The 12,741-nt window shown below is 45.8% G+C and carries 9 protein-coding genes; 7 read left to right on the plus strand and 2 right to left on the minus strand.

Translation table 11 applies throughout. The annotated features are described in order from the left end of the window. Nucleotides 1-323: 323 nt before the first annotated feature. The 7 genes from STSP1_RS08595 (at nucleotide 324) to STSP1_RS12850 (ending at nucleotide 10,983) form a co-directional block, all read left to right on the plus strand. The gene (locus tag STSP1_RS08595) at nucleotides 324-1,838 is read left to right on the plus strand and encodes a sulfatase family protein (protein ID WP_085755955.1); all 1,515 of its coding nucleotides are present in this window, start codon (nucleotides 324-326) and stop codon (nucleotides 1,836-1,838) included. A gap of 326 nt (nucleotides 1,839-2,164) precedes the next feature. Continuing rightward, nucleotides 2,165-2,620 carry a hypothetical protein gene (locus STSP1_RS12400; RefSeq protein ID WP_123807022.1) on the plus strand — a complete coding sequence of 152 codons (456 nt, stop codon included), beginning with the start codon at nucleotides 2,165-2,167 and terminating at the stop codon, nucleotides 2,618-2,620. A gap of 33 nt (nucleotides 2,621-2,653) precedes the next feature. Next, nucleotides 2,654-5,524: a hypothetical protein gene (locus tag STSP1_RS08605; protein ID WP_123807023.1), complete on the plus strand. Its 2,871-nt coding sequence runs from the start codon at nucleotides 2,654-2,656 to the stop codon at nucleotides 5,522-5,524. Nucleotides 5,525-5,652: 128 nt separating this feature from the next. Then, complete coding sequence (locus STSP1_RS08610; RefSeq protein ID WP_085755958.1) at nucleotides 5,653-6,807, plus strand: TlpA family protein disulfide reductase; 1,155 nt, start codon at nucleotides 5,653-5,655, stop codon at nucleotides 6,805-6,807. Nucleotides 6,808-7,305: 498 nt separating this feature from the next. After that, nucleotides 7,306-8,412, plus strand: a complete 1,107-nt coding sequence (proB, locus tag STSP1_RS08615; RefSeq protein ID WP_085755959.1) for a glutamate 5-kinase — start codon at nucleotides 7,306-7,308, stop codon at nucleotides 8,410-8,412. Between the two features lie 554 nt (nucleotides 8,413-8,966). Next, complete coding sequence (locus STSP1_RS08620) at nucleotides 8,967-9,947, plus strand: IS110 family RNA-guided transposase (protein ID WP_085755960.1); 981 nt, start codon at nucleotides 8,967-8,969, stop codon at nucleotides 9,945-9,947. 889 nt (nucleotides 9,948-10,836) lie between these two features. Continuing rightward, a complete protein-coding gene (locus STSP1_RS12850; protein WP_085754860.1) occupies nucleotides 10,837-10,983 on the plus strand; it encodes a DUF4372 domain-containing protein in 147 nt (48 codons plus the stop codon). Here the strand turns inward: STSP1_RS12850 and STSP1_RS12405 are convergent. Continuing rightward, nucleotides 10,923-11,204: a hypothetical protein gene (locus tag STSP1_RS12405; RefSeq protein WP_123806958.1), complete on the minus strand. Its 282-nt coding sequence runs from the start codon at nucleotides 11,202-11,204 to the stop codon at nucleotides 10,923-10,925. The genes STSP1_RS12850 and STSP1_RS12405 overlap by 61 nt on opposite strands. A 243-nt stretch (nucleotides 11,205-11,447) precedes the next feature. Next, entirely contained in the window at nucleotides 11,448-12,692 is a 1,245-nt protein-coding gene (locus tag STSP1_RS08630; RefSeq protein ID WP_085754861.1) for a tagaturonate epimerase family protein, read from the minus strand. Nucleotides 12,693-12,741: the final 49 nt, after the last annotated feature.

Genomic DNA, 12,741 nt, shown 5'->3' on the forward strand with positions numbered 1-12,741 from the left:
AAAAGTTTTTTTGCTCCTATCGCTCCGCCGACCGAGTCCCCCTCGTCCGCCTTGTCCAGCCGCTAATCTGCTCTAATTTTTCTCTAATGATTTTGCTACTCGCTACTCTGCCACTCTGCCACTTGCCACGAGCAGCAAATAAACAGCAATAAATTCTGCAAAGCATTACAGCATGGTTATTTTCATTTTGCCAAAAAAATTGCCGCAAACAATGCTGCCTTCCTGTGCCCGTATCTCTTGACTGAATTATCAGAGGGGTTTATTATAAAAGAAACTAGCGTTTAATATAAGGAGCGCCGGCTAAAATCGGCAAAATTCAAATTATGAAAAGAAGAAATTTTCTCAAACAGGCAGCAGCCGCCGCTGGTTCAGCATTAGCCGCCCCTTATCTCTATGGCATGGCAGATAATATCCCAGAAAGCGAAGCTGCGGAAGCAATGCAAAGCGGCGAAAAGCCGAATATTGTATTCATTATGGCAGATGATATGGGTTACGGAGATCCGGGCTGCCTGAATCCGGATTCTAAGATCCCAACCCCGAATATGGACAGGCTCGCAAAGGAGGGGATGCGCTTCACCGATGCCCACAGTCCCTCTGCTGTATGCACGCCCACGAGATACGGCGTTCTCACCGGACGCTACTGCTGGCGGACGAGGCTGAAGAAAGGCGTACTCTGGGGCTACAGCCGGCGTCTTATAAAACCGGAGCGGACAACCGTGGCCTCTATGCTCAAAGACAGCGGCTATCATACCGCCTGTGTGGGCAAGTGGCACCTCGGGCTTACAGACAGCGAGCCGGCTGATTATTCAAAGCCCCTGCGTCCGGGCCCGAATGAGGCCGGCTTCGACTACTGGTTCGGCATTCCCGCTTCGCTCGATATGAAACCATACTGCTTCATCGAAAACGGCCTGCCGACAAAACCGCTGACAGACAAACTTAAAGGCGAGTCGATACCCCGCTTTTACCGTGCGGGCAAGGCCTCTGAGGGATTTGATGTTGATGATGTTATGCCGAGGATTACAGAAAAGGCCTGCTCATTTATAGATAACCACAAAACTCAGCAGGGGAAAAAGCCTTTCTTTTTGTATTTCCCGCTCTCTGCCCCGCACCAGCCGTGGGTTCCGCTGGAGAAAAACGAGCAGAGAAGCAGGGCCGGCGTTTACGGCGATTTTGTTACGCTTGTCGATGATGCTGTGGGCAGGGTGTTGAGGAAAATCGAAGAAAACGGATACAAGAAAAACACCCTCATTATAGTTACCAGCGACAACGGCTCTCATATACAGCACATCGGGAAATACAATAACGGCGTATCCGATGAATCCAAGCACAACTTCGGGCACGACGCAAACTACATCTACAGAGGCCAAAAGGCAGACGTCTGGGACGGCGGACACAGAGTCCCGTTTATCGCCCGCTGGCCGGGAGTTGTAAAGCAGGGCTCCAAATGCGATAAGCCAATTTGCCTTGTGGATCTTTTTGCCTCCTGTGCAGAGATTGCGGGGCACAGGATGAAAGACAATGAGGGCGAAGACAGCTTCAGTTTCCTTCCGCTTTTAAAAGGGAAAAAACCGTCCGGAAAGCTCCGCAAGGCAATAGTACATCACTCTGTCCAAGGCAAATTCGCAATCAGAAACAGCCGCTGGAAATATATAGACTGCAGAGGCTCAGGCGGCTGGACAAAAGGCGGCGATGACAAGCCCGCCCAGCTCTACGATATGCAGAAAGACCCCGATGAAACAGACAACCTCTACGGCAAGCCGGAGTATGAAAAAATCGTAAAAGAAATGCAAAACCTGCTCGAAAAATACAAATCTCAAGGCTTCAGCAGACCAATGTAAAAAAACTTCAGATTAAGCTCTCGCTCTTAAGATTGATGAAAGCGGGGGTATGCTGAGCCGAAAAAGTGCTTTAAATTTTGAAAAGAAAAATTGGTAACAGAAAAGTTCTTTCCATTCTACTCTTGGAGCTGGTTCTGATTGGCCTTCTGTTTTGGATAAGCCCATCAATAAAGGAGAACAAAAGCTCAGTTCAAGAACCGGAGCAGAAAGACAGGCCTGTCTTTATTAAAAGAGATGCTGTTATTGGCGGAGTGCCCTGCAGAATCTGCATAGACATCCAAGACGGCAGGACTGTTAATAAGAGGATGGGATTTCTGAGGAGCGCTTTGAATAAAGAGCTTGTATTGAAAGACCTCAAAATTTTAATCAACGCGGAAAACCAAAAGCAAATTAAGAGAACTCAGGATTTTCCAGACGATAAAGACTCGCAGAAGAGTCTTTTTAGCGATGAAATTTTTAATCAGAAGCTTTTTGGAGACATGTCGAATATAACATCCGTTAGGGTGAGGAAATTAACCTGCGTGCTGGAGGACGCTCAAAATCCTGTGGTTGAAATACGAGCAAATCAAGCTGAGATTGGTCAAAATGCCAGCGTAAGATTAACCTCCGGCGTTAGAATAAAAATTGATTCTGGTGTTCTTTATCAATGCGGGGAGGCCTTGTGGGACATTGAAAAATCTGAGATTAAACTCAAGGGTAAATACGCCAGAAATTCCGAAGAGGGAAAAAAACTTGGAGAGAACCTTACTTTGTGTTATAATTTCCCTGTTTTTAAAAGGTAAGATTGAATTTTTAATCAGATTGGAGAGTTGATTATGAGTATGGTTAGGAGCATTCTTTTGATTGCGTATATGTTGTGCGTTTCTGCTGAGGCAGATTATCTCACCGTTGCTAAGTCTGAATTAAGCGAAGGCACACTTTCAGGAATACGGATGGCTCATCAGGTTTGCAAGGTGGCGAAAAACGACCCTGATTACAACAGCGATACACGGGAATTTCGATTTGTTGATGCTTTAAGCAGGCTTGGGGTATTTTTTGTTGAGGATAATGGGAAAGACGTAAACAGCATCCTGGAACTGGCCGGCCTTTATGGAATGGAAGTGAGCGGGAATGATTTTGATTATCTGAGCATAAGCTATCCCAAGAACAATCGCCAATCCTATAAAATCCCCGATACCGCCCCAGACGCCGAAGAATTGGAGCAGCTTTGCAGTTCGTGGATCAAGCCTGAATTAGATGGTGTCATTGCTGAGCTGGATTCTATTCAGAGCCCTGAGAGTGATAAGTTTTCTATAATATTCACCACGGACGAGACCGGCCTTGAAAACGATCTTAGAGCCGGCTACGGCGAAGTGCTTCTGGTAAAAGGGGCAGTAAAAATCCTGCTGGGATTTTTCGAACAGCCCGCATACAACTTCGATATTCAAAATCTTGACGCCATAATTCAAAACATTGCCAATGAAAGCTTCAGTGCAGCCCAACTCTTGGAGCCAAACCCTGATTTTCTCACCCTTCTTTCGACCTTAGAAGAGCCCGATAAGGGCAAAAATATTCAGTTCCAGAATAAAACCTATATGATTGAAGGCCTTGATTATCTGTTGCAGGCAATAGATTACATAAAGAACGATGAATACGACCGGCCGGGCGTTGACAGGTTTGTATTTATCGCAGAGGAAGACTTCGAGATAGTTGAATTTTATGAAGATAAGATTTCAGAAGTGAGAGATTCTCTCACTAACGACAACATCGCAGAAATTCAGATATCCGAAGGCAAAGAGTATGCCTTGCAGAATTCACCGGACGGGGGAACCTCACTGCTGCAGGGAAGCTCGTTGAAGGTGGAACTAACACAGATAGAAGATTTCTACGACGGCTCGCTCAAGCTTTTGTATAAGGACGCAGGAGAACAGCAGCAAAAGACATATCAGATAGAGGGCGGAACGATATTCGCTGATTATGTAGATCTTTATTTCGAAGGGGGCTACTTCACATTCTTCATAGACCAGAGCAAAGAGAATATTACAGAAGGCTATCTGAACGACTGGCAGGAAGCGATCGAAATCACAGGAATAACCGGAAGTCTTGCCGGAAGCTTCGCAGGAGAACAAATAACCTTCGATATGAACCCTGCTTACGGCTCTCAGAGATTCCCCGAGCCGGTCAGCCCGAGAGATTTTCTGCCTGAATTCAACAAGTGGAACAGGCCCGCAGCATACACTGTAGGCAGCGGAATGGATAACGACCCGACCCTCGGCGGAATCCTCCCCAACTTCACCCACAAAGACTGGCTCTCGGCTTTCGACAATCTCCAGCCGAGCGGGAGAGTTAATATATACCCTGCTGATCCGTGGCAGATTTACAAAAACTGGGATGGCTCTGCCGAAATCTCATACTGGCTGGATGAGCAGCTCGTATTCAAAGACGCAACGGGGGAAGTGCCCGATGAGGAAATTAATGCAGATATAAGCGAATTGTATCTGGCTTATGAGGGCAGCACCCTGCACGGATGTCTGATAATTGAAGGTATGCAGGAAGTGGAGGATATTTATTACGATCAGGAATGCAGCTATGAGATAATATTCAGCCCGTCTGCTTATTATCCGGAAACCAAAGGCGCCGTTAAAATCGTTCTTGACGGAACGGAATATTCTTATGAGAAATACGACTGGTATGGATACTGGGAGTCCGATTTGAATAGAGAAGTAGATATCTACTACAGAGATAAAGGCATATACTTCACGCTTATGGATTCCTCAGATTTTCCAACGCTTCCGCCGATAACAGGCAAGTATGTTACTGTAAATTCGCTGAGCGGGGATGAATGGAATTACGAATATATCGATTACAATCCAACTCAGCTAATCGCAGGCACAATGGGCAAAATGCAGGGAACGGTGGCAAGCAGCACAATCCCTGAGAGCAGGTTCTTCGTTCAGGCCTACACCAATAAAGCTGAACCTGAAGATAGTGTGGTTGATTTTGCGGTAATACAAGGCGCAGGAGATTTTGAGCTTGAACTGCCGATGGGATTTGACGGCTATATCAAGGCTTATTCATCAATTTTCGCTTTTGAAAACCCATTCGAGGTGGGCTCAGAGCTGAAATGCGAAAGTGTGATTGAGTTTAAGCAGTGGAAGGATAATTTATCCTGCGGCATCATAAACGTTGAATATCCGGAGATTATCAAGCCCGGAGAAACCCGAAGCTTTGAGGATGTTAATGGGGCATCGGGCTGCATTATCGCTCTTGACCTCTTGGCCGGCGAACAATACTCGCTGGATTTCTCTTCACCTGAAATGCTTGATATTGGAATCTACGAGCCGGACGCAAGAACATATAATTACTATTACTCAAATAATTTCTCATTTGTACCCTCTTATTCTGGGAGATACTTTATTGAAGTTTCCGAAGACTACTACTCACAAGAGCTGTCCCAGTTTGATTTCTCTGTTACCCTTACAAGCGAGTACCAACCTCCAGCGGCTGATATAGCCAATGATAAAGGTATCGGAGCTCAAGACGGATATGTAAATGAGCTGGATATGCTTGCTTTTTCGGATATATGGCTCATCTCAGCAAACAAGAATTCGTGGGCAGGATTTGCGGATTTCTCCGAAGACAGGTTTGTAAACTTAAAGGATTTTGCCCGTCTTGCTCTTTTCTGGTATACTTATGCAGCTGAGTGAAATTGGCATAAGAGGCTCTAAACAGCATTTATCTGCTGGAGCGAACAAAATTTTAATGCGCAAAGTAAACGGAATTTGATACATTGAACGGGTGAATCGTTAATTACGAATTAAGAACAGGAGAATTTATGAGATTTTTTTCGGCCGTATTTTTATCGGCTATGTTAGCAGGGGTATGCATTGCCCAGCCTGATGGCAAAGAAGCCAAGGCTGAAAGTATGCTTGAAGATGTTAAGGCGGCAATTTCCGCACGCGAAGATTTTCTGAAAAACGGCAGGCCTGAAAGGCCGGACTACCGCTCAGCACCAAATGATCAGGTGCGTCAGCAGATGTTCGAGAAATACCGCAGCAGATTTCAGGACTATCGCGATAATGTCTGGAAGAAAAGCTTAATGGTTCTCAATGAAGCGAAAAAGCTTTATGATGAATATCCCAATTCCAAGCAGGCTGAGAGGATCATCCCCGAGGCGGTGAATATTCTCGGGCTTATCGGGTCAGACCCGCAAACAGCGGCCGAATTTGAAGGCTTCTACAAAAAACTCCTCCAGCACGATTCGGTTGGCAAGCGTTTCATAGAAACTCTGCTGGAATACCGAGTTAGAAGAATGGGCACGCTGATCCAAAGCGAAACCGTTACAGGTGAAGACAAAACAGACGAGGTTAAAGAGCAGGTGGACAAACTCGTTGAAGATATAGAATCAGTTGCAGGCAGATTCAAGGGCGTGGAAACCTTCCCAAACACCGCACTGACCATCGCTCGGGATATGATCTACTACAACCCTTCTCTGTCTGAACCGCTTGTTGAGGTTTGCGAAAAATACGGCGGCGCAATGGTAAAAGAAAAGCTCGCAGGCGTGAAGAAAAAGCTTGATATGCTCGGCAGCAAGCTTGAGATGGAGCTTGAAACGCTCGAAGGCAAAGAGATCTCCCTCTCAGACTACAAAGGCGATGTTGTGCTGGTGGATTTCTGGGCAACATGGTGCGGCCCGTGCGTTGAGGAAGTACCCCATTTGAAAGACATTTACGAAAAGTACAGCGGCGAGGGCTTTGAGATTCTCGCTATCAGCCTCGATAAGAGCGAAGAGGATTTGAAAAAGTTTGTGGAAGACAAGCAGATCAAATGGCCTCAGCACTTCGACGGCAAGGGCTGGGATAATGAGTATGTAAAAAAATACAACATACGAGGCATTCCAACGATGTGGCTCGTTGATAAAGAAGGCCGGCTTGCGGATATGAACGCAAGAGAGGGGCTCGAAAGAAAGATCAAAGAGCTGATGAAGTAAGCAGAAGATAAGGGCGGTTTTATTCCGCCCTTTTTAATTCACTCCAAAGCGTTTGCGGAAATTTTTGCAGCAAGTGGAGTCCGCCGAAGGCGAAGAGCCTCTCCGCCGGAGGCGGAAAACACGCGGATAGATTCGTAGCTCGTGGCAGAGTGGCAGAGTAGCAAGTGGCAGAGCTGCAAGTCCGCCTGCGGCGGATTGCGAGCAATAAAATCATTAGAGAAAAATTAGTGTGAATTAGTGGGTGAAAATTCTCGCATTAAAAAACCTTAGTGAATCTTAGCGCTGCTTAGCGGCTAATAAATCTCAGCGGAGATTAGCGGCTGAAAACATATCCCCTCTCCGCCGCAGGCGGACTGGCTCAGTCAAAAACACATTTTCCGCATCAGAATAAAATTGCCGCACACTCCCACAGCCATCAAACCACAAAATACTTGTTAAAATATCAAACCTCTCTAAAATTCTTCTCATCAAATATTTTAAAATTTTAGATTTTGACTGATGCGAAATTTCTCACAAATAAAACGTATAGTTGTAAAAATAGGAACAAACACCCTCAAGGGTGAGAGCGGAATAAACAGCGCACTTATCGTTGATATCGCAAGGCAGGTGAAAAAACTGCACGAAATGGGCTTTGAGGTTTTGCTTGTAAGCTCCGGGGCTATCGGCATGGGGGCGGGCAGGCTCGGATTGAGCTCAAAGGTGAAATCAATCAAGATGAGGCAGGCATGCGCCGCTATAGGGCAGCCGCTTTTGATGTATGAATACTCAAAGGCCTTCGAGATTTACAATATCGTTATCTCGCAGGTCCTGCTCACTGCCTGGGTGATGGACAACCGAACTTCTTATCTGAACCTGCGGAACGCTGTGGAGAAGCTGCTGTCTCTTGGGAGCGTTCCGATAATAAACGAAAACGACAGCATCAGCACTGACGAAATCCAAAGCGCATTCGGCGATAACGACCGGCTCAGCGCGCTTGTAGCGAGCAAGGTGGATGCGGATCTTCTGGTAATGCTTTCTGATATAGACCGGCTGTACACAAAAGACCCTCGAAAACACAAAGACGCAGAGCCGCTGAAGATTGTGGAGCAGCTTACAGATGAGCACAGGAGATATGCAGGAGAGAGCGGCTCAGAATTCGCTACCGGCGGAATGAAAACAAAACTCGATGCGATAAAAATCGCCTCAGACTCAGACTGCCGAGTGATAATTACCAGCGGAAAGCTTGAAAACGTGCTTCTGAAAATAATCGACGGCGAAGATATCGGCACGCTCTTTATGCCGCGGAGAAAGCTCGGGAGCAAAGCCCGCTGGATACTCAACACAACCCCTGCCGGCAGAATTGAACTCGATGAGGGCGCAATGAAAGCGGTAAAGAATCACAAGAGCCTTCTGCCCAAGGGCATTGTATCCGTTGACGGGGTGTTCGAGGAGGGCAGCGTGGTATCGCTCTCAGGCAAGGCAAAGGCCGTAACAACGATGAGCAGCGATGAGATCAGCTCGCTTATCGGCAAACACAGCAGCGAAATACGCAAGGTTCTCGGAAGCGAACGAAAAGACGTGGTAGCTCTGCCCGAGGATATTGTGTTTGATGAAAGCAGAAACTGAGCATGCAAAGCATATAGCTTTCTCTGCGTACTGCTGTCCACTTATTCCGTCCCGCCTGCGGCGGGCCTACATGCGTGGCTCGGTTTAAATATCTCGTATCGTGAAATCGCTGCGTAATACTAACGACAATCAGAGCCGTGCGTGGAGGTCCGCCGGAGGCGGAGCGGAACAAGCGGATAGATTTGTGGCGAGTGACAGAGCTGCAAGTCCGCCTGCGGCGGATTGCTCGTGGCAAAATCATTAGTGAAAAATTAGCGGGGATTAGCGGCTGAAAACATCTCTCTCATATTTTTAACCTCTCCCCTCTGTGCCCCTCTGTGAGACTTGTATGATTAACTTTATGTTATTTGATGCTATAATAAGCTTAAGTTCTATGGTTCGGGTTTCTTGGTGCGGCAGCTGCCGCACCAAGAAACAGCAGCGGTGAGTTCGATTTGTGCTTTGGGATATATAAGCCCGTACGGAGTGTGATCCGCCGCTGCTATCTTCGTTAAAATCCGAACAGTCGCATGGGACATTATATAATGAGCCCGAATTGCAAGAAAGGATAAATTATGAAAAACATTATTGGCATTGATGTTTCAAAAGATCGTTTTGATGTTTATTGTAAAACTACTAAAGAGTACACTTCTTACAGTAGTGATGCTTCAGACATTGATAAGTTGGCTGAATACTGCCAAAAACAAGAACCAGAACTTGTTGTTATGGAGGCAACTGGCGGCTATGAGTTTAAGATGGCTTCTGTGCTTATGGCCAAAGGCTTACCTGTTTCAATTGTGAATCCAGGCAGGGTTAAAGAGTTTGCAAAATCTTTAGGTATCTTAGCCAAAACAGATAAGATTTGTGCCAGAAAAATATCTCTATTTGCAGAAGCCGTTAAACCAAGGCAGCATTCTCAAATTGACGAGCAAAGACGTGAAATAAAAGAACTTACGGTTCGAAGAGAGCAGCTCGTTAAGATGCGTACAGCAGAGAAAAACAGATTAGATAAGGCGTTTGAGAAGACAACTTTGAACAGCATTAAATCAACAATTGATTTTCTTGAAAGGCAAATTAATGACCTCGACAAGACTATCTCAGAGCTGATTGAAAAGGTGCCAAGGTTAAAGAAGAAAGCTGAAATACTTACCAGCATACCGGGTGTAGGCGAGAAAACTGCATCAATGCTTGTTGCAGCTATGCCCGAGCTGGGAACGCTTAATCGCAGGCAGATCGCCATGCTTGTAGGGGTTGCTCCAATCAATAGAGACAGCGGTAAAATGAGGGGCAAAAGAGCTACGGGAGGCGGCAGAAAAGGTGTCAGGGATAAACTTTTTATGCCGGCTTTAACAATCGTAAGGTTCAATCCGGCATTGAAATGTTTCTATGAAAGACTTGTTGAAAAGGGAAAACCCAAGAAGGTTGCCCTTACCGCAACGATGAGAAAACTTGTGTGTATCATGAATACAATGCTGCAAAACGAAACCTTTTGGCAAAATAAATTGTTAAGAGGAGAGGCGGGGTTTGGGGCAGAGCCCCAAGAAAAATCTATTTAAATACTTGACTTTTAACACAGTCACTCCGTGGTTAATATATATCTTTCTCTGCGTACTGCTGTCCACTTATTTCGCCCCGCCTGCGGCGGGCCTACATGCGTGGCTCGGTTTAAATATCTCGTTTTGTTAAGTTGCTGCGTATTACTAACGACAATCAGAGCCGTGCGTGGAGGTCCGCCGGAGGCGGAGCGGAACAAGCGGATAGATTTGTGGCGAGTGGCAGAGCTGCAAGTCCGCCTGCGGCGGATTGCTCGTGGCAAAATCATTAGAGAAAAATCAGCGGGGATTAGCGGCTGAAAACATCTCTCTCATATTTTTAACCTCTCCCCTCTGTGCCCCTCTCCGTGGTTAATATATATCTTTCTCTGCGTACTGCTGTCCACTTATTCCGTCCCGCCTGCGGCGGGTCTTCATGCGTGGCTCGGTTTAAATATCTCGTTTTGTGAAGTCGCTGCGTAATACTAACGACAATCAGAGCCGTGCGTGGAGGTCCGCCGGAGGCGGAGCGGAACAAGCGGATAGATTTGTGGCGAGTGGCAGAGCTGCAAGTTCGCCTGCGGCGGATTGCTCGTGGCAAAATCATTAGAGAAAAATCAGCGGGGATTAGCGGCTGAAAACATCTCTCTCATATTTTTAACCTCTCCCCTCTGTGCCCCTCTGTGAGACTTGTATGATTAACTTGTATGATTAACTTTATGTTATTTGATGCACAGCCATCCCATAGAAGAACAAAATATAAGATGTTTCTTTAAAATTAACGGGGTATGAGTTACACTAATTTCAACAAACTAAGTAAAAATTAGGAGTAACTCATGACACCCGCTAAGCATCAATATACAGTTCTCAAGCAGATATGCCAACATATTCCTACTAATCTTGTTTCAAAAAATTGTCTCGGTCTTTCGGTATTGACAAGCAATCACGAACATTTTCGTGCTGGTCTCACATTGTATCTATGCTTCATGTCCAGATTGCTCACAGCCTCTCGCTGAACGACGTTGCCGACACATTGCTGTTTCCACCGTTAGACATATAAAGGTGATTACAAACCGCATCAACGCCGTCTCTAACATGAATGGTAGTCAGGTTATCATCGCTGACATTGTACCAGATTTCGGTGGTGATATCCGGAACAGTGCCGCTGCCCCAAGTTAGAGGGTCGTCCCACTCCAGATTTCCGGGGCCGTTTACACTGTCCGCCCAAGCCGGGCCAGCCGCAAACATGGCCATGAGTAGTACAAATAAATACTTTTTCATAAAAAACTCCTTAAAATTAAAAATAAATCTTAAAACTGATTCCTAATACCGCATTGGAACCAACTTAAAAAAGCCATTTAGCGAGTATCTCAACCCGCAAAAAATACTTTCAATCCCTATTTTCAAATACAGAAATAGGTTAATATCTTAAGGAGGGCTATTTTTCACACCTAAGAAGAAAAAAATAAAATTTTTTGGATTTTTTTCGCATACAGCGAAAAAATCAGGCCATAATTGCTATAATCAGCCAAACAGCGGAAGAATATGGCGATTATATATGTTGTTCGTAACATTTCTGGAAATGCAGTTTTCGTATTGATCCAGCGCAAGAGTATATTCTTCTCCCATTTCAGCAGCAATCTTATAGCCAACATGCAGCAATTGACGCATATCTGGATTGAAACCCTTCGAATCGGGCTCATGGCGGATAGCATCAGCGAATTTATCCGAGCTCCAGCGTTGAATCTCTTCTGCGGTAGGCAGGCGTTCTTTGCTTATATCGATAACAGACCAGTATGGGGCAGTTAGCTCATCAAATCTCTCCAGAGACTCCTTATAAATGCGTTTTGCAATTTCAAGGCCGCCTCCGCCGGCTTCAGCAAGGCCAATAAGCTCTTCAAGCCAAGTTGTGCCGGCAGTTTTAACGTGAACGCCAGCATTAAATTTCTTCAATGCCTTATTGATTGGTTTGTAAATCGAAAATTTATCACTGCCGGAATGAACGCTGAGCTTGATATCTTTCGGCAGGCCAAATTCCTCAGCCGCAAACTGAACTACGGCTATATCCTGATTGAATTCTTTCTCAAAGTCTGAGGCATCTCCCACGTAGTCAACTCCCTTGTTGAAGCGTCCGGTAAATTTCGGGGCTATCGTTTGCGCAGGGATGCCCTCTTGAGAAATCATAAGCATTATGAAAAACAGCTCTGCGGGGGTTTGAGGGGATTTGGTTTCATCCATAGAAACCTCGGTGATAAAGCTGTCTCTGCCCTTGGCCTTCTCTATTGTGCGATAGATTTTCCCAGCCTCTTTTACCGCGTAGAGATACTTATCTGCAATTGCTTCTATATCTTGCGGCGTAATCTGATATTCTTCTTCGAGCATAGGGATTGTCAGTTTGCCGGCATACTCAAAGGCGATTTCGGTGAATTTCTCCTTTGCCTGCTTTTGCGGGGCCGCTCCGATATAGTCGCCAATGTCGAGCGTGAAGAAGTCGCTGCATCCGATAAACTCCGATACGCTGCCCATATTGATATGGTCTGCATCCACGTGATAAGCCCCCTGCCAGCCGAGAGATTCTACGCTTTTATCCGCCTCAAGCCTTACATCCTCAGGGCGGCTGCCGATTGCCTTGTGTTCACGGTGCGATTTATTCCACACCGGCACAATATCAATCCCCGCCTCTTTTGCCTGCATAACTGCTTTGAGCTGCCATTTACCCTGACAGCCAAAGCGGTCTCCAACACCGAATGAGTATTTCCCTAATTCCATTTTTGAGCCTTGTTTATTAAGCAATTTTCATTATAAAACAAACATATTT

Origin of the sequence: Sedimentisphaera salicampi (assembly GCF_002117005.1) — a bacterium.
Classification (GTDB): Bacteria; Planctomycetota; Phycisphaerae; order Sedimentisphaerales; family Sedimentisphaeraceae; genus Sedimentisphaera; species Sedimentisphaera salicampi.